The sequence below is a fragment of the Cedecea davisae DSM 4568 genome, assembly GCF_000412335.2.
GTDB classification, from domain to species: domain Bacteria; phylum Pseudomonadota; class Gammaproteobacteria; order Enterobacterales; family Enterobacteriaceae; genus Cedecea; species Cedecea davisae.
In genome coordinates, this window is record NZ_KE161030.1 from 2,914,595 (window position 1) to 2,938,613 (window position 24,019).

20 protein-coding genes are annotated in these 24,019 nt (G+C 54.1%); 2 read left to right on the forward strand and 18 right to left on the reverse strand.

The features are described 5' to 3' along the window. The 14 genes from HMPREF0201_RS13320 to HMPREF0201_RS13385 all read right to left on the reverse strand — a co-directional run. Positions 1-1,098: mannose-1-phosphate guanylyltransferase/mannose-6-phosphate isomerase (locus HMPREF0201_RS13320; RefSeq protein ID WP_016537234.1), on the reverse strand; the 1,098-nt coding region annotated here is incomplete at its 3' end. Next, entirely contained in the window at positions 1,095-2,336 is a 1,242-nt protein-coding gene (wcaI, locus tag HMPREF0201_RS13325; RefSeq protein WP_016537235.1) for a colanic acid biosynthesis fucosyltransferase WcaI, read from the reverse strand. The genes HMPREF0201_RS13320 and wcaI, both read right to left, overlap by 4 nt. After that, entirely contained in the window at positions 2,333-2,812 is a 480-nt protein-coding gene (locus HMPREF0201_RS13330; protein ID WP_016537236.1) for a GDP-mannose mannosyl hydrolase, read from the reverse strand. Before HMPREF0201_RS13330 ends, wcaI begins: the two co-directional genes overlap by 4 nt. 2 nt (positions 2,813-2,814) lie before the next feature. Beyond that, positions 2,815-3,780, reverse strand: a complete 966-nt coding sequence (gene fcl, locus HMPREF0201_RS13335) for a GDP-L-fucose synthase (protein ID WP_016537237.1) — start codon at positions 3,778-3,780, stop codon at positions 2,815-2,817. A 2-nt stretch (positions 3,781-3,782) separates the two neighbouring features. Next, positions 3,783-4,904 (reverse strand): GDP-mannose 4,6-dehydratase, encoded by a 1,122-nt coding sequence (gene gmd, locus HMPREF0201_RS13340; RefSeq protein WP_016537238.1) that lies wholly within the window; start codon positions 4,902-4,904, stop codon positions 3,783-3,785. 111 nt (positions 4,905-5,015) lie between these two features. Beyond that, the gene (gene wcaF, locus HMPREF0201_RS13345) at positions 5,016-5,555 is read right to left on the reverse strand and encodes a colanic acid biosynthesis acetyltransferase WcaF (protein WP_016537239.1); all 540 of its coding nucleotides are present in this window, start codon (positions 5,553-5,555) and stop codon (positions 5,016-5,018) included. A 16-nt stretch (positions 5,556-5,571) separates the two neighbouring features. Continuing rightward, on the reverse strand, positions 5,572-6,324 hold the full coding sequence (gene wcaE, locus HMPREF0201_RS13350; protein WP_016537240.1) for a colanic acid biosynthesis glycosyltransferase WcaE: 753 nt from the start codon (positions 6,322-6,324) through the stop codon (positions 5,572-5,574). Next, positions 6,324-7,556 (reverse strand): colanic acid polymerase WcaD, encoded by a 1,233-nt coding sequence (wcaD, locus tag HMPREF0201_RS13355; RefSeq protein ID WP_016537241.1) that lies wholly within the window; start codon positions 7,554-7,556, stop codon positions 6,324-6,326. The genes wcaE and wcaD overlap by 1 nt, the downstream gene beginning before the upstream one ends. Then, entirely contained in the window at positions 7,531-8,748 is a 1,218-nt protein-coding gene (locus HMPREF0201_RS13360; RefSeq protein ID WP_016537242.1) for a glycosyltransferase, read from the reverse strand. The genes wcaD and HMPREF0201_RS13360 overlap by 26 nt, the downstream gene beginning before the upstream one ends. After that, positions 8,745-9,230, reverse strand: coding sequence for a colanic acid biosynthesis acetyltransferase WcaB (gene wcaB, locus HMPREF0201_RS13365; protein ID WP_039898434.1), 486 nt, complete (start codon positions 9,228-9,230; stop codon positions 8,745-8,747). Before wcaB ends, HMPREF0201_RS13360 begins: the two co-directional genes overlap by 4 nt. Before the next feature lie 2 nt (positions 9,231-9,232). Next, positions 9,233-10,081 (reverse strand): colanic acid biosynthesis glycosyltransferase WcaA, encoded by an 849-nt coding sequence (gene wcaA / locus HMPREF0201_RS13370; RefSeq protein WP_039898435.1) that lies wholly within the window; start codon positions 10,079-10,081, stop codon positions 9,233-9,235. A gap of 10 nt (positions 10,082-10,091) precedes the next feature. Continuing rightward, the gene (gene wzc / locus HMPREF0201_RS13375; protein WP_016537245.1) at positions 10,092-12,260 is read right to left on the reverse strand and encodes a tyrosine-protein kinase Wzc; all 2,169 of its coding nucleotides are present in this window, start codon (positions 12,258-12,260) and stop codon (positions 10,092-10,094) included. A gap of 2 nt (positions 12,261-12,262) precedes the next feature. Beyond that, positions 12,263-12,706: a low molecular weight protein-tyrosine-phosphatase Wzb gene (gene wzb, locus HMPREF0201_RS13380; RefSeq protein WP_016537246.1), complete on the reverse strand. Its 444-nt coding sequence runs from the start codon at positions 12,704-12,706 to the stop codon at positions 12,263-12,265. 6 nt (positions 12,707-12,712) lie between these two features. After that, a complete protein-coding gene (locus HMPREF0201_RS13385) occupies positions 12,713-13,852 on the reverse strand; it encodes a polysaccharide export protein (protein ID WP_016537247.1) in 1,140 nt (379 codons plus the stop codon). Positions 13,853-14,575: 723 nt separating this feature from the next. On the opposite strand from HMPREF0201_RS13385, the gene HMPREF0201_RS13390 reads away from it, so the two are divergent. After that, complete coding sequence (locus HMPREF0201_RS13390; protein ID WP_016537248.1) at positions 14,576-16,156, forward strand: TerC family protein; 1,581 nt, start codon at positions 14,576-14,578, stop codon at positions 16,154-16,156. A gap of 45 nt (positions 16,157-16,201) precedes the next feature. On the opposite strand, the gene asmA is transcribed toward HMPREF0201_RS13390, so the two are convergent. The 3 genes from asmA to udk form a co-directional block, all read right to left on the reverse strand. After that, a complete protein-coding gene (gene asmA / locus HMPREF0201_RS13395) occupies positions 16,202-18,058 on the reverse strand; it encodes an outer membrane assembly protein AsmA (RefSeq protein WP_039898438.1) in 1,857 nt (618 codons plus the stop codon). Between the two features lie 46 nt (positions 18,059-18,104). After that, on the reverse strand, positions 18,105-18,686 hold the full coding sequence (gene dcd, locus HMPREF0201_RS13400) for a dCTP deaminase (RefSeq protein ID WP_016537250.1): 582 nt from the start codon (positions 18,684-18,686) through the stop codon (positions 18,105-18,107). A 125-nt stretch (positions 18,687-18,811) separates the two neighbouring features. After that, positions 18,812-19,453, reverse strand: a complete 642-nt coding sequence (gene udk / locus HMPREF0201_RS13405; RefSeq protein WP_016537251.1) for a uridine kinase — start codon at positions 19,451-19,453, stop codon at positions 18,812-18,814. 357 nt (positions 19,454-19,810) lie between these two features. Here udk and HMPREF0201_RS13410 point away from each other — a divergent pair, with 357 nt between their 5' ends. Continuing rightward, positions 19,811-23,143 carry a diguanylate cyclase gene (locus HMPREF0201_RS13410; RefSeq protein ID WP_016537252.1) on the forward strand — a complete coding sequence of 1,111 codons (3,333 nt, stop codon included), beginning with the start codon at positions 19,811-19,813 and terminating at the stop codon, positions 23,141-23,143. Here the strand turns inward: HMPREF0201_RS13410 and alkA are convergent. Then, positions 23,136-23,981, reverse strand: coding sequence for a DNA-3-methyladenine glycosylase 2 (alkA, locus tag HMPREF0201_RS13415; RefSeq protein WP_016537253.1), 846 nt, complete (start codon positions 23,979-23,981; stop codon positions 23,136-23,138). The genes HMPREF0201_RS13410 and alkA overlap by 8 nt on opposite strands. Between the last annotated feature and the right edge of the window lie 38 nt (positions 23,982-24,019).

The following is a 24,019-nucleotide window of genomic DNA, read 5'->3' on the forward strand; positions in this document are numbered from 1 at the left end:
ATGATGTTCATGGCGGCCGTCACCTTTGATTCGCTCGACCACTTTCTTCACGCTTTGAACGTGGTCGCGGTCGGCTATCAGCACCGCGTCTTTGGTCTGCACTACCACCAGATCTTTCACGCCTACGGTGGTCACCAGGCCGGACTCGGCATAGATATAGCTGTTTTCAGTCTCGTGGCTGATAACGTCGCCGTGATGCACATTGCCTTCAGAATTTTTGGTGCTGATTTCCCACAGCGATGACCAGGAGCCGACGTCGCTCCAGCCCGCATCCATCGGAACCACGACCGCATCAGCGGTTTTTTCCATAACCGCGTAGTCGATGGACTCATCCGGGCAGTCCAGGAAGGCCTGCTCGTCAACGCGCACAAAATCAAGATCCGGGTCAACGCCTGCCATAGCTTTCTCGCAGGCGGCCAGGATATCCGGGCGGAATTTCGCCAGTTCTTCGAGATAACGCCCGGCGCGGAACAGGAACATGCCGCTGTTCCAGTAATATTCACCGCTGGCGACATAGGCCTGTGCGGTGCAAAGGTCCGGTTTTTCAACAAACTGGGCCACGCCAAAGGCCAGCGAATCAGCCCCGTTTTCCGGGCTGGCAACGCCGCCCCGGCGAATGTAGCCATAGCCCGTTTCCGGCAGGTCGGGCACGATGCCAAAGGTCACCAGCTTCCCCGCTTCGGCGTAAGGCATCGCACTGCGCACCGCATCGCGAAACGCATCTTCATTCTGAATAACGTGGTCTGCGGCAAGGATCAGCATCAGCGGATCCTGCTGCGGCTGATTACGCAAAGCGGCAAGAGCCGCCAGCGCGATGGCCGGAGCGGTATTGCGCCCGGCAGGCTCCAGCACGATATTTTCGGTTAACTTGTTCAGCTGGCGCAGCTGCTCGGCCACGATAAAGCGATGCTGCTCATTGCAAATCACCACCGGGCTTTCGCATTCCACCCCGTTCAGGCGATTAATGGTCGTTTGCAGCATGGTCAGTTCCCCTTTCAGGCAGAGGAACTGTTTCGGGTACAGCACGCGGGAGAGAGGCCAGAGGCGGCTGCCGTTACCGCCTGCCATAATTACCGGATAGAGTTGTGAAGTACTCATAAATTATCCCCGACTGTTTTTGAAGATATGGCGGCAACAAATTGACTCAGCACGTTCTCTTTTTCGATCGTGCGTTCGGCATATTCACGCGCCACCGTGTTGTTTGCAGGAAGCTGCAGGCAGCGTTCAATCCCGTCTGCCAGCGCGTCCGCGGACTCAGGCTCAACGCAGACCGCGATCCCCGGATAGGCTTCGCACAGCTGCCCCAGTTCGGTTTCCGGTTCAGCGGTAATCACCGCATTGCCGCCAACCGCCAGAATATTTGTCAGTTTTGAAGGCAGCACGGCGTCCGCCGCGCCGCGCCGCTGGATAACCAGATGGCAATCGGCCAGGCCAAGCAGCGCCGGTAGCGCCTCATAAGATTGAAGCGGGTGGAACACCACGTTATTCAGCCCGTGCACATAAACCAGCTTTTCGAGACGCTCTTTGCCGCCGCCCTGCCCAACAATCACGAACAGGTACGGCATTTCGGCGAACTTGCCCGCAACTTCAATCAGCGTTTCCAGCCCCTGCTTCTCGCCGATATTGCCGGAGTAGAGAATGATTTTTTTATCTTCCGGCAGATTCAGGCTGGCGCGTAAAGCTCGCAGCTGTTCTGGCTCCACGTCGCGAAAACGCGCAACTTCCGACCAGTTCGGGAAGAAAATAACCCGCTGCGGATCGACGCCCTTTTCGACGGCTTTGTTCATCATCGAGCGGGAGATAGTGGAGACGTTATCCACGTTATGCAGGCCGCTCTGTTCGAAACGCTGCGCGAGGCGAGCGATTTTGCCGGGCGTTTTGCCCGCCATTCCCAGCCCAAGCATCGCGTCCACTTCATAATCCTGAATATGCAGCAGCGTGCGTGCGCCGCTGAGTTTTGCCAGCAGGCGCATACCCGGTACGCAAAACAGCGTAGGCACCACGCCGATAATGCGGTCCGGCTTCCAGCGGCGCTGCGCCAGGAGCGGGAACAAAGAGCTAAACGCGAAGCTACCGAGATGGATAAGGCGCTTCAGCGTAGAAGGCTGCTTCGGCACATAGAGCGGGCAGCGCCAGACGGTCGCTCTGCCCTGCTCTTTTTTGTATTTCCATGCCGAGTAGTCCGGGTGAACTTTCCATACCGGATAATAGGGAGGCGCGGTTATCACCCGCACCTCGTGGCCCTGGCTGGTCATCCACTCCACCATTTCACCGGTGTACTTGCCGATGCCGGTCAGTTCGGGTGAATAGTTAATGCCGTAGACCAGAATTTTCATAAGCCCGGTACCTTCCCTTTGCCCTGCTTAATGAAGTAAGCGCGGCTGTTATCGTGCACATCTTCGCGCTTGAGCAACGCTTCCGGCGTCAGCCAGCAGTAAGCTTTATGCTGCTCACCCGGCAGGCTTAGCTGCTTGTCATCCACCCGCAGGCGGAAGCCCAGCACGATGTAGTGGGTTGAAAAATCCTTGCCGGAAAAGTTATCGCCGTAGAAGTGCTGCCAGACGCCGTAAAACTCCCCGTCCGCAAGCGGGAAGGATGTGCCCAGCTCCGCCTCAGTCAGGCGGATAAAGGCGTTAGCCAGGGTTTCATCCTTCTGTACACGTCCGCCGGGCACGAACCAAAAGCCCTTTGCAGGGCGATTGGTGCGCAGGCCAAGCAGGAATTCTCCGGCCTGGTTTTCGACGATAAGATCGATGGAGATAAGCGGCGTAGAGCTGACTACGGTGACAAAATCTTCAGCGCTCAGAAACATGCTTACCCCCGGAACCGCTGCAGGTTTTCGAGGAACCACTGATAAGTGCTGGCGAGGCCGGCCTCCAGTGAAATCTCGTGATACCAGCCGAGGCGATGCAGGCGGGAAACATCCAGCAATTTGCGCGGCGTGCCGTCGGGCTTGCTGGCGTCGAACACCACGCGGCCACGGTAGCCGGTCACTTTTGCAATGGTCTGTGCCAGTTCCCGAATGGTGCAGTCGATGCCGGTGCCGACGTTGATGTGCGACAGCATCGGTTCGGTATTCTCCTGCCACACTTCCTGGTCCAGCTCCATTACGTGAATACTTGCCGCCGCCATATCGTCAACGTGCAGGAATTCGCGCATCGGCGTGCCGCTGCCCCAGACAACCACATCCGGCGCGTTATCCTGCGTGGCTTCGTGGAAGCGGCGCAGCAGCGCAGGAATAACGTGCGAGTTGCTCGGGTGGAAGTTGTCGTTCGGCCCGTAGAGGTTGGTCGGCATCACCGAGCGATAGTCGCGGCCATACTGACGGTTATAGGACTCGCAGAGCTTGATCCCGGCAATTTTGGCTATCGCGTATGGCTCGTTAGTCGCCTCAAGCGTGCCCTGCAGCAACTCGCTTTCAGCCATAGGCTGCTGCGCCATCTTCGGATAAATACAGGACGAACCGAGGAACAACAGCTTGTTCACGCCGTGCGTATGTGCGGCATAAATAATGTTGTTCTCAATCATCATGTTCTCGTAGATGAACTCCGCCGGATAAGTGTTGTTGGCAACAATGCCCCCCACTTTTGCCGCCGCAAGATACACCTGGTCGATTTTCTCACCGGCAAAAAAGGCGTTCACCGCTGCGCTGTCCAGCAGGTTCAGTTCGTCACGCCCGCGCAGTACCAGCTCCACGTCATCACGCTGCCCAAGCTGGCGTTCGATGGCCGAGCCCACCATTCCCCGGTGGCCGGCAACAAAGATACGTTTTTTATTCATGCTCAGGACTCCAGCGCGATGGCTACCTCATACCCGTGGGACTTCAGCAGAGAGTGTTTCTTCGCCGCTTCCAGATCTTTGGCTACCATTTCGCCGACCATTTCCTGAAGCGTAATTTCCGGTTTCCAGCCCAGGGTTTCGTGCGCTTTGGTCGGGTCGCCCAGCAGGGTTTCTACTTCGGCAGGACGGAAGTAACGCGGGTCAACGGAGATGATAATGTCGCCAGGTTTTACGCCCGGTGCGTCATGGCCAGTAACGGAAACCACAATGCCTTTCTCTTCCACGCCCTGGCCTTCAAAGCGCAGCTTAATGCCGAGCTGAGCGGCGGCCATTTCCACAAACTGGCGAACGGAATACTGCACGCCGGTGGCAATAACGAAATCTTCCGGCTTGTCCTGTTGCAGCATCATCCACTGCATTTTCACGTAGTCTTTGGCGTGACCCCAGTCGCGCAGCGAGTCCATGTTGCCGAGGTACAGGCACTTCTCCAGACCCTGAGCAATGTTGGCGATAGCGCGGGTGATTTTACGGGTCACGAAGGTTTCGCCGCGGCGCGGGGACTCGTGGTTAAAGAGAATGCCGTTACAGGCGTACATGCCGTAGGATTCGCGGTAGTTTACGGTTATCCAGTAAGCGTAAAGTTTGGCAACCGCGTAAGGAGAGCGAGGGTAGAAAGGCGTGGTCTCTTTCTGCGGGATCTCTTGCACCAGGCCGTACAGCTCGGAGGTAGAAGCCTGATAGAAACGCGTTTTCTTTTCCAGGCCAAGGAAGCGGATAGCCTCCAGCAGGCGCAGAGTGCCCATCGCATCAACGTCAGCGGTATACTCCGGCGATTCAAACGAAACCGCTACATGGCTCATGGCGCCGAGGTTATACACTTCATCCGGCTTCACTTCAGACAGAATGCGGGTCAGATTGGAAGTGTCGGTCAGGTCACCGTAGTGCAGGTGGAACTTAGGGTTGCCCGCATGCGGGTCCTGATAAATGTGGTCAACACGCTCGGTATTGAAAGAAGAGGCGCGACGCTTGATACCGTGAACTTCATAGCCTTTTTCCAGCAGGAATTCCGCCAGGTAAGAGCCGTCTTGTCCGGTGACACCCGTGATGAGAGCTACTTTAGTCATGATAATTTATCCTCTATGAACATTTTTATTGGCCCTTACCCCTCACCCCATCCCCCTCCCCGATGGAGAGAGGGCGAGAACCGCTAATGAGTAGAGCGAGGGTGAAAATAATTACGCGCGTTCGCGTATTTTTACTGCCGGGTTACCCCGGCAAATGGCATTCGCCGGTAATGATTTATAAACGCTGCTACGTGCCCCAACTACACAACCATCACCGATGGTTACGCCAGGAGAAACAAATACATCTGTCGCCAGCCAGCATTTTTCCCCAATCACAATTGGCGCCTGAGTAATATCAAAATGCTTACTCATATAATCGTGGCTGCCGGTGCACAAATAACACTTCTGCGATACAACCGAATTAGCCCCGACAACAATTTCGCCGAGGGTATAAAGCACTGCGTCATCGCCTACCCAGGCATGATCGCCAAGTGTTAATTTCCACGGATAGGTAATTTTAACCGATGGACGAATAACAACTTTCTTGCCCACCTTCGCGCCAAACAGACGTAATAAAAATGCACGCCAGGGATATAAAACCTGCGGCGACCAGGCAAATAATGTTGCCTGAACGGCCCACCACAATTGCACTTTAATGCCACCAGCGCCGCGAAATCCCCTCGGCACGCTGAAGCCGCTTAATTCCTGCATAATGATCCCCGTGCGCTCAGGCTTTGTTATAAAGCGCCTTGGCTTTACCGGTGGTTCTCAACCGCAGTTGAAAAGAAAGCTCCGCAATAAACCCCGGCACTCGTAATATTTTGCGCTGTACTTTTTTTGCATCACGACACAGCTCAATATTATTGGAGGTAGATACGCCGCCCATTGAAAACTCAGACACCAGCCCTTTAATGCGTTTAAATGCATAACCACTTTTATACATTTTTGCCGCCAGAGCGTAATCGGAAGAGACTTTATATTGCAGATCGTAAGGATGTTTACGCAGCCCGGAGAGCGGAAAAAATATCGCCTGATGGCTGGCAGGCAGGCTGTGGTAGATATACCAGCCGCGCTTGGCGCTGCGGCGAGTTTTGTTGCCGTCACCGAAGTCCAGCAGCGCATCGCCGATGACCATCGCGTTATCTCGCTCGCTAAGCACCACAAGCTGTTGAATAACTTCGGTGATTTCCGGGTGGAAGGCATCTCCGGAATTAAGGAATAAAGCATAACGCCCGCGCGCCATCGCGATGCCTTTATTCATGGCATCATAAATACCGTTATCTTTGTCGCTAACAAAGCGCAGGTTGTACTGGCCGTTCAGGCTGCCAAGAAATTCTGCGGTGCCGTCCGGCGAATTGCCATCGACGACAATCCACTCAAATTCAACGCCTTTTGCCTGAGCTAAATGAGCCAGCGACTGCCAGGTTTTCACCACGCCGTCATAATTACGCCATGCGACTGTAATAACACTTAATAACATTATTGCGCACCTCCTGGCAGCGTCGAATTAATTGCCTTGCGCAAAATAAATGGGCAAACAATTAAGAAAGCATATTCCGGACTAAAAATTGAGCCGGTAAAAAACAAGGATACAGGCATAAACAGCCAAAGCTGAACCCGATAATTCTCATTATTACCGAAAGCGTTACGCATCATTTTCAAAACGCGCCACATATAACCGGCGGTCATCAATACTGCAAACCATGAGAAATAAATAATCAGCAGATAAAGACCATTGTCCACGGTTTTACCCACGTCCGCACCGTTAAATATTCCGAATGATGCGACATATTCATAAAGTGAGCCAAAACGTACCACGCCATCAACGTTGGCCAGGGAATAACCTACCATCGCCAGCGGACCTATTATACGATAATAGGAAGATGACCCTTCGGTTCCCAAATCTCCGACTCGCGTCGCGATATAAGGAAATGCAAACACCAGCCCGATTAAAAAAACCGCCAAAGAAATAATTGCTAACGGCAACTTCTTTTTGATGGCGCTTTTATTAAGGTATTGGAACGCCCACTCCAGCAAATAAAACAGAATAAAAGTCATTACGCCGGAGAAAGATCCTGAAAGGATTATCCCTAAAAGAATCATAACATCAGTTTTCGGCGTTTTGATACCAAACTGTTTGATGCTGAGCCAAATTGAGATTAATGCCAGGGCGAAGAATGCCGGCTCAAAATAGAGAGCGGTAGTTCGCCGCCCGCCAAAGCTAATAAAGTTGAGTACATAGCTGTTGCTGTAGATAAGAAACTTCGAGATTTTCTCAATCAGGGTGCTGCCGCCGGTAAGGATAATCTGCGCCATTTCGGCAGCGGCAAGGATGACGATAATCCCCACCACACAGTAAAAGAAACGCAGGATTTTTCGGTGGTTACGCTGCGAAATGGTTTTAAAACGGCAACTCCACGTCATGCCGAGGATAAGCACGATGTAGACAAACAGCATCATCGACGTCACGTATTTAGCGGCATCAAGCGACTGACCAAAGATGTAGTTAAACGCCGTCAACCCTGCCCCTACTCCCAACGCAATCATTAACTTCTTCAGATTAATGCGCTCGATGTATAAAAACAGGATAGCGGGCAGAAACGTCACGATGGTGATGGGAAAGCTCTCCCCGAGAGAGGCCAGCTTGATGTTCACCACCAGATAGATGAACGGCAGCAGCAGATAGCTACAGACCCTGATAGAACGAGACATATTCCTCCAGCATCTGTTTTCCACTGTAGGCCTGGCGACTCGCTTCGCGGAAGGTGGCTAAATCGGTGGCAAATATCTGCCGGGCAAGCTGAGCTTTTTTGAGCTGAACCAGGGCCGGAACCCGATCGGAAGTGAAGGTTTTTCCGCCGACTTTACGCAGCACTTCGTCCGCAGCTTCACTGCGGGTTGCCACTACCGGCACGCCGATGGACAGCGCTTCACAGAGGATCAGCGGGTAGTTGTCCACCCTGGAGCTGAACACCAGACTGTCCATGGTATTCAGCTCGCTCATCAATGCCCGTTTGTCGGTCATATAGCCGTGATTAATCACGTTATTGCCGCTAAACGGAGAGAACTTGCCGAAGGTATGCAGCTCAATTTTATCGCCGAGTGCCATCAGTTCCTGCACCAGTTTTTGGTCTGTTTTGCCGTCGTAGCGCAGGTCATGGGCAACAATCGCTACCCGCGGTTTCGCGGTACCGGCCGCACTTTCAGGCAATTCCGCCAGAATAGCTTCGGTCGCTACGTCGATGCCGTTATTGATTATTTTGCAGCACCCTGCCCCGTACAGCTGGTTAAAAGCTTCGGCAACATGCTGGCTCGGGGAAATAAACTGGCAGCCGAGCGCCAGCATTTCACGAAACAGCTGGCGCTTGCCGTCTACCATCTGGTGAGCTTTATCGACCTTCACCGGCGGGTAGTTGTTCAGCGTCGGGCATTTTGTGCAGCCGGTTTTCCAACCTTCGCAGCCGTCAAGAAACGCACAGCGGCCGGTAATACTCCAGTGGTCGTGCAGCGTCCAGACGAAGGTCACGTCCGGCTTGTTGGCCTTTACTCGCTGGCAGAAAGAAACCATCTCATCGAGATTCAGCCAGTAGCTGTGTACGACGTGGAAGTGTAAAACCACCGGCTGCTGGCTGCGGATAACGCTTCGGTAAAGCTTATTGAGGTTGCCGAACGGGTCGCGATTTAAAAAGCGAAACAGCGCGATATTGGCGATAGAAACCAGGCGGGGCGTGTGCTTCACCACATCCGGGTAGATATCGTGGCTGGCGCTTTTTTTACCGCCCTTGCCGTAGCCATAAATAAAACGCGAAGATAATCCCGCAAGGCGCGCGCGCTGATGCAAGTCCAGCGCTACGCCAGCAGCTCCGCCTTCGGCCAGCCGCACGTTAAATTGCATAATGTTCATTTGATGACCTTCACCCGTGCTTTTTCACCGACTACCAGCGCATTGTCCGGCACGCTGTCCAGCACCACGCTCCCCGCCCCTATCGCCACGTTATTACCAATGGTGATATCGCCAACGATAACTACATTGGCACCCAGCTCAACGCCGTTACCGATGACCGGGCAGGCCAGGCTTTTGCCGCGGTTGCCAATCGTTACGCCGTGACGGATGGTTAAATCATCCCCGGCAACCACGAATTTATTGATAACCACCGCGTAGCCATGATGAATAGTAAAACGGCGGCCAATCGTGGCTCCGGCCTGGATCTCGTAGCCAAACAGGCATTCGGTAACGAAGCGATAAAAAAGTATCGCTGGCGCAGCCCAGAGGTTGTTGATGACGTTTTTTTTGCGCCACACCGAGCAGAAATGGGCGACGCGATAGGCCAGCACCATGCAGCAGGGCCGCAGGCTCCAGCTATTAGCTCGTAAGTCTTCCAGCACGCTTATTTCCCCCGCAGGCTGTCGGCCAGGCGCTTGGTATTACGCACGGTCAGCAGCGCCAGCAAAGTACGCATCGACATGCGCTTATTACGAATCTGGTAAAGGGTGTAGAGCTGGTATTTCTTACTGGCGCGGTCGAACTTGTCCTTGTGCTTGCGGTAGAAGTGGAAATAACCGGAAAACTTCTTCGGCGATTGGGTTATCTGCATTTCCCCGTGGTTCACATGCAGGATTTGCGTGGCCTCTTCCAGCTTCCACGGCTGGCCGTACTCGACCACCATACGCAGGAAAATATCGTAATCCTGAGCCGCCTTTAACGTCGTATCGAACAGGCAGTTTTTAAAGCGTTCAGCGTAGGTAAATACCTGATTGCCAATAATATTACGCTTATAAAACAGCTTCAGAGAGTAAGGTGACTTCGGATACAGCGGCAAACTACCCGGCTGGGAATAAACCTGCCCCTCACACAGATAATCGTTGGCATACAGGAAGGCATGCGTGACCAGCTGATGCTGATGAGAGAGGAAAGTAGACAGCCGGTTGGGCGTCCACTCGTCGTCGTCGTCAATACCGGTGACAAACCGCCCCTGCGCCAGCCCGATAGCCTGGTTGCGCACCGAACAGGCACCGCTATTAACGTCGTTATGGATGTAACGCACGCGCGGGTCGCCAAGCTCCTCAACAAACTGCTGAAGCTGTTGAAAATTAGCCGAGCAGTCGTCGACGATAATCATTTCCCAGTGAGTATAATCCTGACGCAATACCGACTTAATGGCGCGAATGGCCAACTGCTGCCGGTTCCACGTGGGCATATAAATAGAGATAAGCGGGCAGTCTGCGCTGCTGTTCATGGTCATCACCTTATTTAGCGTCCGACTTATATTCATATTCGTAGTAACCGTAATCCTGGTAGCCGGTTGCTCTGCGGAAGATCGAGTTAAGGATCACGCCGCGAACCGTAATACCGTTTTGCTCGAAGCGCCCAACGCTGGTCTCAACTTCTTTGAGCGTGTTCACGGCGTAACGAGCCACCATCAGCGTGGTGCCCGCGTGGCGACCGATAATTGCTGCATCCGTTACGGCAAGGATTGGCGGGGTATCTATCAGTACCAGGTCGTAGTTCTCGCTTGCCCATTTCACCAGCTGAGCAAACCGTTCGTTCATCAGCAGCTCTGAAGGGTTAGCGGGCACCTGCCCACGCGGGATCAGGTCGAAGTTCGGCACCGAGGTTTTCTGCGCGCAGCGGCTAATATCGCCCTGCCCGGAAAGCACGTCTGACAGACCGTTGGCGTTTGTCGTTCCCAGCAGTTCATGGGTGTAGCCTTTACGCATATCGCAGTCCATCAGCAGCACACGCTTGTTGGTCTGGCTGATTACCGCAGCAAGGTTGGCACAGACGAACGTTTTACCGATAGACGGGCTGACGCCGGTGAGCATCAGGACGTTGTTAGGCGCCTGCATCATGGCAAAGTGAAGGCTGGTTCGCAGGCTACGGATAGCCTCGATGGCAAGGTCGGTTGGATTACCCACCGCCAGCAGTTGACTCTGTTTATGGCGCTTAGCCCCTTTGACGTTGCGCACATTGGCGTGGTCACGAGTTTTCTGCCATTCGGAAAGCGGGATGCTGGCGTAAACGCTGAGGCCAGCCTCTTCCAGCGTCGTCGGGCTTTCGATGCCGCCGTTGAACAGCGAACGCAACAGCACGCCGATAATCGAAACAATCAGGCCAAGAATAATGCTGCCCAGCACCACCAGTGCTCTCTGTGGCTTAACAATGCCCGGCTGGGTAATCGCCGGGTCAACGATACGTACATCGCCTACGGTGCTGGCCTCGGTAATTTTCAGCTCCTGCTGCTTATTCAGCAGTTGCATGTAAACCTGCTGGCCGGACTCCACATCGCGGGTCAGGCGCACAATTTCCTGCTGGGTTTTTGGCATCGCGGTAACGCGGTTATTCAGGCGGGTTTTCTCGTCTTCCAGCGTCTTGCGTTTTTCCAGCAAGGTGCGGTAAGCCGGGTGCGCTTTGGTATACAGCTTGGAGATTTCTGCTTCCCGGAAGGTCAACTCGTTCAACTGGGAGTCGATGTTAACCATGGTATCGAGTACCGACTTCGCTTCCAGAGAAAGATCTACCGAGTCCTGCTGCTGGCGATAAGCATTAAGCTTGTTTTCTGCGGCATCAAGATTGTGGCGAACCTCGGGCAGCTGTTCAGCGAGGAACTTCAGGCTTTTCGCCGCTTCTTCCGATTTACGCTGGACGTTCTGCGCAAGGTAATTACGGGTGATGCTGTCGAGGATAGCGCGGATCTGGTCTTTATCTTCCCCGGTATAAGAAAGGCTAAGTACGCCGGTATCTTTGCCATTTTCAGTTACCGTCAGGTTCCCCAGCAGCTGGTTTACCATCCCGAGCGTGGAATATTTCACCACCGTAAAGCTGTCGCCCGGGCGAGCCTGGATGCCATCCACTTTCATGGTGACGCCGTTTTTACTCAGCGTCTGCCCCACTTCACCTTTGGCGCTAAAACCATTATCGCTGGTGAGCTGATATTGCTTCCCGTTAAGAACTTCGACGGTGAAGGTATCTTTATTCATCCCCGACGGCAGGTTGAAGGTCGTCACGTTGACCGTATCGTTCTGATGCCCGTGAAGCCGATCCCAGCCGACCCCAAACAACCAGAAGGTGTTTTTAGTCACCGAAATATCCAGGTTCAGGTCATCAACTGTCTTGCCAAGGACCAGGCGGGACTGGATCAGCTGAATTTCCGCAGCCGAGGCAGGAGGCTTATTGCTGAGCGCGGAACTGATATCGTTGACCAGTGTATTACCCGCGTTTTGTTCAATTTGCACCAGCGCATCGGCTTTATAAACCGGGGTGGCGAACAGGGCGTAAACTATCGCCAGCGCGGCAAAAAGGCCGGTAATGCCGATAACCCACCAACGAGCCTCCAGCACGGTGCCCAGTAAACGGCCGATATCAATTTCATCATTGCCCTCGGTCGGGGCGCTCGAACGGCGTGCTTTGTCTGTCATTGTTATCCCTGATGAGCTTTAAGTGCGTTAGCCCACTTCTGGGCAGAAAGGTCGAGCATGCTATAGACCGCTTCGAAAGCATCGCGGCTCTTGCGGTACGGATCGGGAATTTCCCGCTCTGCATCCCAGTGACCAAAGAGCATCACTTTGCCGCGCATCTCCGGCGCTATTTCACATAGCGCGGTGATATGGCGTTTTTCCATCGCCAGAATCAGGTCCTGCTCCCGGCACAGCCGCCCGCTAACCTGGCGGGCAAGGTGCCCTTCCAGCGACAAGTTATGCCGCCCCGCCACCTCAACCGCACCGATATCGGCCCCTTTGCCTACTAATGCCCCCAGCCCCGCAGAGCTGACGCTAAGCCCCGGCTGATACTGTTTCAGCAGCCGTTCAGCCGTAGGGGAACGGCAAATGTTCCCCACGCAAACTACAAGTATTTTGTTGAACATAGCGGGTTACCAGGTGTGAATATCTTTGGCGGTATCCGTCATGTAGCGAACGCCGCTGATGGTTGGCAGAAGCTGGTTGATCAGGCGATTCCAGCGGGTTACCGGCGCGGTGGTGACATAAACAACGTCATAAGGCTGTAGCTGGAATTCGGTCCCCATCACCAGCGAAGTCGCGTCGGACATATCAAGCTGGTAGATACTGGCAATCTTGCCGTTTTGCTGGTTTTTGCCTTTGAGCGGGCGAATAACGAAGACGCCGCTGGCGTTTGAGGAGGTAAGGTCGATACCTTCGGCCTGGCCCAGCGCCTCGGTCAGCGTCATGCCGCTGAAGTCCATTCTCAAGGTGGTTTGTTTTTTCACTTCACCCATCACGAACACTTTCAGGTCGTCATTGCGCGGCACAAACAGAATATCGCTCGGGTAGAGCAGATGGTTCTGGCTAAGGTCGCCGTTTTGCATCAGCGCCTGGAGCGAAATACGTTTTTCCTGCCCGTTATGGGTCAGAACGACATTGCGCCAGTCAGCAGCATCCGTCAGGCCGCCGGCGGCATTTATCGCATCAAGAATAGTCAGCGGAACGTTGGTGATCGGTTGCTGCCCTGATTTATTGACCTGCCCGGAAACGTAGGCTTTTTGGGAGCGGAAGGCGGCAATATTAACGTCTACCTGAGGTTCGGCGATGTACTGCGCAAGGCGGCGGGTAATATCGCTGCGAATTTCTGCCAATGTTTTACCGGTGACGCTGATTTTGCCCACGTACGGATAGAACATCGTGCCGTCGGACTGTACCCAGTTGCCGGTATCGCTGGAACTGCGGTACTGACCGGCGGGGGTGGTTAATTCCGGGTGATCCCAGACCGTGACGCTTAACACGTCTCCCGGGCCGACCCGATACTGATAATTGGCAATCTCTTTATCCAGCTCTACATTTGGCTGGGCAACGGCCGGGCGCGTCCTCAGCTGTTCAACCAGGCGTGGAGTCAGCGGATAAACATTCACCATTCGGTCAAGATCGAAGTCCGCATCCTGTTGTTTGATGACGTCTTTTCCCGAGCTGGACATATTGCTGCCCGGAAATACCGTACAGCCGCTCATCAGGGTTACCGACACCAATAAAGGCATCAACTTAAGTTTGTATTTTATCATTGAGTATTTATCACTATGGCTGAGTAATTATCCTGAGCGAATAAAGCAAGCAATTAGCCGAGAGAATGAAGTACAGAATTGAACATATTCGAGGAGCGAGATAACTGGCATTATTCCTAAAGTCAGTATATTTTCCGGCACTCCGATGACTCCATGACCTGCTTTTATTTGGCCGCATCCGGGCACGCTACCGCCCCTGGCTCACAGTCACCAACCTACTGAAAAGTTAAACAATCTTAATTGATTGACGCGTTGAAATATCCATAAAGATATTCAATTCTAACAATCAGAGCTTATAGAAACGCTGAGGCGAACCATTAACCAATGTATAAAAAATACATCTATTGCTAATCATCGATAAAGATTGTTGCAGCTTAAATCCGTGCAGGCAAGGAGACAAAAGGCCGCAACCGGACTTTTAAGAATAATATGAACCGCGCAATAATAACCTTTTAGGAATTTCTTTATATTGACAATAAAATAATCAGACAAACAACCCTAACCTATACAGATATATCTCATAGCCTATCAACGCCAATTAAAATAAATGAATACAAAGCCCAATTAATTACCCACATTAATTAACGGGAAGTTGTTGGTATTAGTCTGAGAAAAAATATAAGCCATTACGGATTAATCTCAGTCGGGCGTTGCTTTTTGTCACACGATTATCCATCATTTCACTGTGGCATTTGCCACAGGTCAAAAGGTTGTAAACCCCGTATGGAATGGATTGCCGACCCTTCAATTTGGGCCGGGTTAGTTACCCTGGTCGTTCTCGAACTGGTTCTTGGCATTGATAATTTAGTGTTCATTGCCATCCTTGCCGAAAAGCTCCCTGCCAAGCTGCGCGACCGCGCCCGCGTCACCGGCCTGCTGCTGGCGATGGTGATGCGCCTGCTGCTGCTGGCCTCTATTTCGTGGCTGGTCACCCTTACCCGCCCCCTGTTCAGCATTCAGTCGTTCAGCTTTAGCGCCCGGGATTTAATCATGCTGCTGGGCGGCCTGTTCCTGCTGTTTAAAGCGACGATGGAGCTTAATGAACGCCTCGAGGGTAAGGACTCAGAGCACCACGCGCAAAAGCGCGGGGCTAAATTCTGGCCGGTAGTCGCCCAGATAGTGATTCTTGATGCGGTTTTCTCTCTTGATTCCGTAGTCACCGCCGTGGGCATGGTCGATCATCTGGCGGTGATGATGGCCGCCGTGGTTATCGCTATCTGCCTGATGGTGCTGGCAAGCAAATCCCTGACGCGCTTCGTTAACAGCCACCCGACTATTGTTATCCTCTGCCTCAGCTTCCTGCTGATGATTGGTTTTAGCCTCGTGGCGGACGGCTTTGGCTACCAAATCCCCAAAGGCTATCTGTACGCGGCGATAGGTTTCTCGGTGATGATTGAATCCCTGAACCAGCTGGCGATATTCAACCGTCGGCGCTTTCTTTCCGCCAACCAGTCATTGCGCGAGCGCACCGCCGAAGCGGTATTGCGGCTGCTAAACGGTAAGAAGGAAGAAGCCGAGCTTGATGCGCAAACCGCCTCGCTGATAGCCGACGGCAGTCCGTTTGACGAAGTGTTTAATCCTCAGGAAACGCGGATGATTGAACGCGTGCTGCACCTTAACCAGCGCAGCGTCAGCAGCATTATGACTTCCCGCCATGACGTGGAATATCTGAATATTGCCGCCCCTCAGGAACAGCTTCTTGAGCTGCTGGACAAAAACCAGCATACGCGCATCGTCGTCACCGATGAGGGGGACGAAATTCTTGGCGTTGTGCATGTTATTGACCTGCTGCACCAGTCGCTTCGCGGCGAAACGCTGGACATTGCCCCACTGATTCGCCAGCCGCTGGTGTTCCCGGAAGCGCTGCCTTTACTTCAGGCGCTGGAGCAGTTCCGCACCGCACGTACCCACTTCGCTTTTGTGGTGGATGAATTTGGTTCGGTCGAAGGCGTGGTGACGCTTAGCGACGTGATGGAAACCATTGCCGGGAACCTGCCAAACGAAATCGAAGAGATTGATGCCCGCCACGATATTCAGAAAAACCCGGACGGCAGCTGGACAGCCAACGGCCATATGCCGCTCGAAGATCTGGTGCAGTATATTGCGCTGCCCCTCGACGAAAAGCGTGAATATCACACCATCGCTGGGCTGCTGATGGAGCACCTGCAGCATATTCCTGCTCAGGGTGAGAGCGTTGAGGTCGGTAATTATCGGCTAAAAACGCTGGAGGTGAAAAATCACCGCGTCAATAAAGTGCAGATAGAAACGCTGCTAGCGGATGATGCGCTGGATTATGAAGTATAAAAAAACCCGGCGATTTGCCGGGTTTTGTTTGCATCAGCCAAAACGCTAAAGCTTTTTAAGCAGCTGCTTCGCATCCTTCGCATTATCGCTATCTTTATGCTTATCCAGCCAGTCATTAAGGCGGCGTTTGGCTTCATCCTGAAGCTGTTTACGCAGCACCTGATCGACCTGCAGGGTGTAATTCAGCTCCTGCCACGGGCCGTATACACGTAGCGGAATCGGGGTCGTTTTCAGGACTTCAATCAGCTTGCTGTCGCTTCCCTGCCAGCCGCCATTTACTTTGATGGCAAAATTGGTGTCGCAAGTTTCTTTCACCAGATCCATCGTTCCCTGGCCGGTTAGTGACAGCACATTGGACTCGCCGACCATGTTATTCAGCGCCAGTGCACCGTTATCCAGCGAGGCCTGAGTGGTGAAATGGTTAAGCTCGGTGACGTTTTCACTGCTCTGCTGAGCATCCACGCCTGAATTACTGCGGCTCACCGCCTGCTGAATCAGCTGCTGGAAGTTCATGCCCTGAAGCCGGGAATGCGCCAGCTCAAGCTGAGCATCGCCCTGCCAGCTGCGGCGGAAAGCTTCGGCGTTAAGATGATCGCCGGAGAATTCACCGCTCATGGAGAACTGGCCGCTTAACGCTATCGGATAGTCGAAGGCGGTCAGAATACTGGCAATTTCAATGTTCTTAACCTGCGGCTGGAAGCTGAGTTTCGGCCGCGCGCCGCTGGCATCAAGCACGCCGGGCAGCGAGAGCGTGCCCTGCCCCAGTTTACCGTTGAGCTGGCTAATGGTCAGTATGCCGTCCTGGTTAGCCAGCGCCGAATGAACATCGCTAAACGCCAGCCCGCGCCAGCGCACCGCGTCAGCCGTGATATTCACCCCGGCATTAAAATCACGCAGGTCGCGGTAATCGGATTCCCCCGCTTCCTGGGCAATCACCGGGCTGGGCCGGTTTTGCGCCGCCGCCTGCTGAGCCTGTTGATTTGCACCATCGCCCGCAGCAGAGGAGGAATTTACTACCAGCTTGTCGAGGTTTAGCAGGCGAGAGTGCAGATTCACCTTCCACTCCGGCTTATCCTGCATCAGAACGCTGGCATCTCCCTGCAAATCGCTGTCGTTGGCGGTTATCTGGAGCTGACTCAGGGAAAGCTGGTTATTTTCGCTGCGCCATCCCAGCTGTAACGAACCCGCGCCGCTAATGCCCGAAGGCGGAAGAGCAGCCCCCTGTAACTGGTAGTTAAGTTGGCTAAGGTTGGCGGTAATCTGTTGCGGGTAATCGCTGACGTTAACATCGGCGGTCAGCGACAGCGTCAAATCACGCTGGTCGCGGGTGATTCGGCTGCTGAATTCAACATGCGCCTGCCGCTTATCGTCCTGCTCCATTTGCAGGTTAATATTGCGAACGGTCACCTGCTCGTCGCTGCCGCGCTGGAATACCAGAACGCTGTCGACGACTTTCAGTCTGGAAACATCAAACGACCAGCCGCGCGTGGCATCCGGCTCGCTGATGGTTCCCTTCGGCACTACCGGCGCATTTTTTGCGCGCTGGGCCTCTGCTTCGGGGGTCAGTTGAATCACCGCGCCCTTAAGCATCACCTGGCGCACCTGCAACTGGTGGGAAAGCAGCGGAATTAACGCCACGTCAAGGCGCATATTGTCGGCGCTGACCACTGGCTGGCTGGCGCCCGGTGCGGTTAACGACATGCGGCCGGATAAAATACTGAGCTGCGGCCAGACGTGCCAGCGCAGCGGCCCGTCGAGCTGAAGGTTGTAGCCGCTGCGGGCTTCAACCTGACGCACCATATAACCACGAAAGTCGTTGGGGTTAACCATCAACACCAGTGAGGTCAGGCCTGCCACCAGCACGACCAGCAGAATCATCAACGTGGTTAAAAGTCGTCTCATAACATTCTCCATTTTACCCGCCAGTTTGCGGGTAAAGGACGGCGATTTAGTCTTTATCGATACGGCTTGCTACCGCGCCCTGCTGGTCGCGATATTTGGCGTCCTGGCGGCGGTTATAAGGGCGAGCGGCCGGGCCGGAGAGCGGCTCAAAGCTGAGAGCGCCAATCATCATGCCCGGGCGCAAGGCCAGCGGCAGTTTGCCTGAATTGTAGAATTCGAGCACGATGCAGCCATGCCAGCCGGGATCGATACGGTGCGCGGTTACGTGAACCATCAGGCCGAGGCGAGCTAACGACGAGCGTCCATCGAGCCAGCCCACTAAGTCGTCCGGCAGGGTGACCGACTCAAGCGTGACCGCCAGCGCCAGTTCACCGGGATGCAGAAAGAACGCATCCCCTTCTTTTAGCACAATCTCGTCGCTCATTACGCGCTCGAGCGCCGCGCTGACTTCATCTTTTGGGCCACTGAGATCGATAAAGGCAGCCGTGTGGCCGCTGAAGGTGCGGAATTTATTGCCCAGGCGGACATCCACCGTTGCGCCATTAATGCGTTCAATCGGCGGGCGTGGCGTAATTGCTAAACGGCCGTCATCCAGCCAGGCTTCGATATCACGATCGCAAAGACGCATCGCAAATTCTCCTTATCAATCTCAGTTTTACCCACACTGCCACAGAGCGGCTTCGATAGCCACCGGGCGTTCAGCATGGGGTTCAACATAAAGGCGAGCGGCTTACGCTCGCTCGCGGACGGTCATCATTCAAAGAACTGACTGATTTTGGCTTTCAGAATATCAATAGCAATGCGGTTTTTACCCCCGCGAGGCACGATGATATCGGCGTACTGTTTAGAAGGTTCGATAAACTGCAGGAACATTGGACGAACCGTCTTCTGGTACTGCGCCATCACCGAGTCCATTGAACGACCGCGCTCGTTAACATCTCGCTTCATGCGGCGCATCAGGCAGATGTCCAGCGGAGTATCAACGAAAATAGAGAAGTTCATTTCCTGGCGCAGACGGGCATCTGTCAGCAGCAAAATGCCTTCAAGAATAATAACTTTCTTTGGCACCAGGTGAATCGTCTGGTCGGTACGGGTGTGCTCGACATAGCTGTACACCGGCAGTTCAATAGCCTTGCCTGACTTCAGCGTTTGCAGATGCTGAAACAGCAGGTTATGGTCCATTGCGCTGGGGTGGTCGTAGTTGGTTTTTACACGTTCTTCCATCGACAGATGGCTTTGATCTTTGTAATAACTGTCTTCCGGAATGACACCAATGTGTTCATCGCCGACTTGCTCGCGCAGTTCACGATACAGCGTGCTGGCAATGAGGCTTTTCCCTGAAGCCGATGCGCCGGCTATCCCGATGATGACGCATTGATGAGACTGATCGGTCATATTATTTACGGCCTGAATACTAAAAGTGATGGAAGGACGACGCGGAGGGCGTCAAACGCGGCAATTATAGGGACAACCGCCGTTTGATACCAGCCTCTTACCCGCCGCATTCGCTAATTTACCCGCCTTGCTCAACAGAAAGTTGCGGTGTAATCGCCTCAAGGAGGCGTAAAGCGGTCAGTTAGAGTGGAATTATTTAATTACGTGATTTGACTACGCAATTTCTGACGCTCTGTAGGTAAATTCTGACAGCCGAGCATAGGAATTGTAAAACGTTTGTACTAGCATAAACCGATTCTTTATTTATATGCATCCGGGCGTTGCTCCTGGCGGCAGTGTCTAAGCGGATTTGCGGTTATGATTATAAAAAACAGACAAACTGATACCGCCCTCCATTTGCTGATACTGCTGGTCGGCCTGGCGATTTTAAGTTTTATTTTTACCCTTTACTCGATGGAGCTGACCCTCAAGGGAACCGATTTGGTTCCTATTTGGTTCACGACATCGGTGATGATGGCCGCCTTCTTCCGCAACCCGCTGCATCGCTGGCCGGTTATTGCTCTGGCCTGCGCCGCAGGGAGTCTGGCGGCAAGTCTTTTGCTCTACCCGCCGAGCTGGCTGAACCTGATCCTCACCTCTATTAATGTGCTTGAGGCGCTGCTAGGGGCCATACTGCTGCGCCGCTTTTTACCGCGCAAAAATCCGCTGCAAACGCTTAATAACTGGAGCAAGCTGGCAATTTGCAGCGCGGCGATCCCGCCGCTGGTTGGCGGGCTGCTGGTCGTTCTGCTGCCGACCCCGGTTGACTCCACAACCCTGAAAACCTTCCTTATCTGGGTACTCTCGGAATCAATAGGTGCGCTGGCTCTGATGCCTGCGGGCCTGCTTTTCAAGCCTTACTACCTGCTGCGCCACCGTAAAACCTCACTGCTGTTTGAAACGCTGGCTACGTTCGCCATTACCCTGGGCCTGAGCTATTTATCGCTTATTTACCTGCCGTGGCCGTTCACTTTTATTATCGTCATTCTGATGTGGAGCGCTATCCGCCTGCCTCGCCTGGAAGCCTTTATTATCTTCCTTGCCACGCTGATGATGGTTTCCGCGATAATCGCGATCGGCAAAATGCCGCTTTCCACGCCGCATCCAAAAGTGCTGGAGTATGCTCCGTGGCTGCCGTTCTTGCTGATTCTGTTACCGGCAAACGTCATCACCATGGTGATGTACTCTTCGCGCATAGAGCGTAAGCACATCACCGAGAGCGAAACTCGTTTTCGCAATGCGATGGAATATTCCGCTATCGGCATGGCGCTGGTCTCTACCGAAGGTAAATGGATCCAGGTGAATAAATCGCTGTGCAAGTTCCTCGGCTATTCCGGCGAAGAGCTGGGCAACCTCACCTTTCAGGAAATTACCTGGCCCGAAGATTTAAATCTCGACCTTCAGCACCTTAGCAAGCTGGCCGCCGGCCAGATCAATAGCTACTCGATGGAGAAGCGCTATTACACCAGCGCGGGCAACGTGGTGTGGGCGATGCTGACGGTTTCCGTGGTGCGCAATACCGACGGCTCCCCGCTCTACTACATTGCACAGATTGAAGACATTAACGACCTGAAGCATACCGAGTGGATCAACAAACGCCTGATGGAACGCATTACGCTTGCCAACGAGGCGGGCGGGATCGGTATTTGGGAGTGGGACCTGACCAGCGACGTGATCAGTTGGGATAAGCGGATGTTCGAACTTTATGACGTTCCGCAGCACGTTAAGCCGACCTACCAGCTTTGGCTTGAGCGCCTGGTGAAAGAGGATCTTGCCCATTCAGAGCAGGTGATCCGCGACTCGCTGAAAAATCGCCTCCCGTTTAAGCTTGAGTTCCGCATCAACGTGAAAGGCGGCATTCGCCATATTCGCTCTCTCGCCAACCGCGTGCTGAATAAAAACGGCGACGTGGAAAGACTGCTTGGCATCAATATGGATATGACCGAAGTTAAGCAGCTTAATGAAGCGCTTTACCAGGAAAAAGAGCGCCTGCACATCACGCTCGACTCTATCGGCGAGGCGGTGATTTGTACCGATGTCGATATGAACGTCAGCTTTATGAACCCGATTGCCGAGAAGCTCAGCGGCTGGGCGCAGGAAGACGCCGTCGGCCAGCATATTCTGGCGATACTGCGCATCACCTTCGGCGACAACGGCCCGGTGATGGAAAACATCCACAGCGGCGATTTCTCTCGTACCGCCATTGAGCAGGATGTAGTGCTGCATTGCCGCAGCGGCGGCAGCTACGATATTCATTACACCATTACGCCGCTGACCACGCTTGACGGACAGAGTATTGGTTCCGTGCTGGTTATTCAGGACGTGACCGAATCCCGTAAAATGCTGAAACAGCTGAGCTATAGCGCCTCGCACGATAGCCTGACTCACCTGGCCAACCGGGTGAGTTTTGAAAACCATCTCAAGCAGTTGCTACAGGGCGCTCTCGATCACCGCCAGCGCCATGCGCTGGTCTTTATCGATCTCGATCGCTTTAAGGCCGTTAACGACTCGGCGGGCCACGCCGCCGGAGATGCTTTGCTGCGGGAGCTGGCGGCGATGATGCTGGGTATGCTGCGCACCGGAGATTTCCTTGCGCGCCTCGGCGGGGACGAATTCGGCCTGCTGCTGCCGGACTGCTCAACGGAAAACGCCCGCTATATTTCCGAACGTATTATTCGCAGCATCAACGACTATCATTTCATGTGGGACGGGCGTCTGCACCGCATCGGCGCCAGCGCCGGGATAACGCATATCGACGGCGATAACGCGATAGCTTCTGAAGTGATCTCCCAGGCTGATATCGCCTGCTACGCCTCGAAAAACAGCGGCCGCGGGCAGGTTACCGTCTATGAACCGAATCGCCATTATATGGAGCAAGGCCGCGACACTATGCCGCTGGACGAGCAGTGGCGGGTAATTGACGACAACCCGCTTCTGATGGTCGCCCTGGCCGTCGCTCCGCCGCGCATCCCGGAGTCTACTTGCTTCTATCTGCTTTCCCTGCGCTTCTGGGGCAGCGAAGGTGATGTCATCGATGAACCCGCTTTCCGGGCGGGGCTTGCCGATCCGGCGCTTCATCTCGCCCTGGATCGCCGGGTATTTAACGAGTTCTTTGTTAAATTTGCCGCGCAGGTAACGATGAAAGGGTTTGGCGTCGCGCTGCCGCTATCCGGCGCTGGCCTCGCCAGCAATAGCTTTGTTGATGAGCTGCTGGACCGGCTCAGGGAAACCCGCACGCCCGCGCGCCTGCTGCATTTAACGATAAACAGCGCCGACCTGCTCGAAAACCCTGAGCCCGTTCACGCCAACCTGAAAAAGCTACGTGCGGCGGGCTGCCGTACAATACTGAGCCACGTCGGGCGCGACCTGGAACTGTTTAATACCCTCAGCCACCAGCTGTTTGATTATGTGATGATTGATCCGGAACTTATCCTCAACGTTCACTGCAATTTAATGGACGAAATGATGATAACCATCGTGCACGGCCACGCCCAGCGCCTGGCGCTGCAAACTATTGCCGGGCCGGCGGATATGCCGCTGGTAATGGATACGTTATCCGGGATCGGAGTCGATTTAATCTACGGGGAAACGATTGTTCAGCCGCAGCCGCTTGAGCTTCTGCTGAGCAATAGCTACTTCGGGATTAACTGACCGGCAACCAGCCGTCGCTATACCAGATATGCAGCAAAGCGTACGAGCGCCACGGCTGCCAGCGCTCGGCATAGCGCCGGATTTGCGCTGGCGTCATGTCTGGAAAGCGCTGCTTAATCAAATAATCATCCGGCAGAAAAACATCGCTGGCCTGCCAGCCGCGCAGGGCAAAGTAGCTTGCGGTCCAGCGGCCAATGCCCGGCAGAGCCATTAGCGATTTTACGCCCCGCTCCACATCATCGGGCTGCAGCAGCGGGAACTGCCCCTGCTCGACCAGACCGGCAAGATGCACGATGGCCTCCGCCCGCTTCAGCGACATTCCCAGAGATTTGAGCTGTTGCACATCGCAACGCGCCAGCGTTGATGCCTCCGGGAAAAGATACCAGTTCTCATGCCCTGCAAGCCGTTTACCGTAAGCCCGGGCGACTTTCCCGGTAAGCTTCGATGCCATCGCCACGCTGACTAACTGCCCAAGAATAGCCCGTATGGCCTGCTCAAAAGGGTCCATGCAGCCGGGTAGGCGCAGGCCAGGGCGAGCCGCCGCAAGCTCACCGAGGCTGTGAAGCACCTGATGCGGATCTCGGTCGAGATCCAGCAGCCGTTTTACGTGTCCTGACACCTCATCGGCTACCGCAATCAGGCCCTCGCTCAGCGTCACCCTGAGGCAATGGTTAACCTCGTCGGGTTCGAGCGTGACCAGCCCGGCATGTCCGTGTAGGGCAAAACTCCGCTGGTAGCGGCTCGCGGTCACAACTTCAATGCCCTCTACGGCACGCCCTTGCAGAAAACCGAGGATCCAGGACCAGTCGTATGGAGGTTGATAGCTAAGGGTGTACATAAATAATCCTGAATGGAATGAGGGCATTAGCCAGAATA

Excerpts from the sequence above, each read along its gene's own strand:
- wcaE (WP_016537240.1), bottom strand. The coding sequence starts at position 6,324 with ATGTTATTAAGTGTTATTACAGTCGCATGGCGTAATTATGACGGCGTG.
- HMPREF0201_RS13385 (WP_016537247.1), bottom strand. The coding sequence starts at position 13,852 with ATGATAAAATACAAACTTAAGTTGATGCCTTTATTGGTGTCGGTAACC.
- wzc (WP_016537245.1), bottom strand. The coding sequence starts at position 12,260 with ATGACAGACAAAGCACGCCGTTCGAGCGCCCCGACCGAGGGCAATGAT.
- asmA (WP_039898438.1), bottom strand. The coding sequence starts at position 18,058 with ATGAGACGACTTTTAACCACGTTGATGATTCTGCTGGTCGTGCTGGTG.
- alkA (WP_016537253.1), bottom strand. The coding sequence starts at position 23,981 with ATGTACACCCTTAGCTATCAACCTCCATACGACTGGTCCTGGATCCTC.
- HMPREF0201_RS13390 (WP_016537248.1), top strand. The coding sequence starts at position 14,576 with ATGGAATGGATTGCCGACCCTTCAATTTGGGCCGGGTTAGTTACCCTG.
- wcaF (WP_016537239.1), bottom strand. The coding sequence starts at position 5,555 with ATGCAGGAATTAAGCGGCTTCAGCGTGCCGAGGGGATTTCGCGGCGCT.
- wzb (WP_016537246.1), bottom strand. The coding sequence starts at position 12,706 with ATGTTCAACAAAATACTTGTAGTTTGCGTGGGGAACATTTGCCGTTCC.
- gmd (WP_016537238.1), bottom strand. The coding sequence starts at position 4,904 with ATGACTAAAGTAGCTCTCATCACGGGTGTCACCGGACAAGACGGCTCT.
- fcl (WP_016537237.1), bottom strand. The coding sequence starts at position 3,780 with ATGAATAAAAAACGTATCTTTGTTGCCGGCCACCGGGGAATGGTGGGC.
- HMPREF0201_RS13330 (WP_016537236.1), bottom strand. The coding sequence starts at position 2,812 with ATGTTTCTGAGCGCTGAAGATTTTGTCACCGTAGTCAGCTCTACGCCG.
- wcaD (WP_016537241.1), bottom strand. The coding sequence starts at position 7,556 with ATGTCTCGTTCTATCAGGGTCTGTAGCTATCTGCTGCTGCCGTTCATC.
- HMPREF0201_RS13410 (WP_016537252.1), top strand. The coding sequence starts at position 19,811 with ATGATTATAAAAAACAGACAAACTGATACCGCCCTCCATTTGCTGATA.
- udk (WP_016537251.1), bottom strand. The coding sequence starts at position 19,453 with ATGACCGATCAGTCTCATCAATGCGTCATCATCGGGATAGCCGGCGCA.
- wcaA (WP_039898435.1), bottom strand. The coding sequence starts at position 10,081 with ATGAACAGCAGCGCAGACTGCCCGCTTATCTCTATTTATATGCCCACG.
- dcd (WP_016537250.1), bottom strand. The coding sequence starts at position 18,686 with ATGCGTCTTTGCGATCGTGATATCGAAGCCTGGCTGGATGACGGCCGT.
- HMPREF0201_RS13360 (WP_016537242.1), bottom strand. The coding sequence starts at position 8,748 with ATGAACATTATGCAATTTAACGTGCGGCTGGCCGAAGGCGGAGCTGCT.
- wcaI (WP_016537235.1), bottom strand. The coding sequence starts at position 2,336 with ATGAAAATTCTGGTCTACGGCATTAACTATTCACCCGAACTGACCGGC.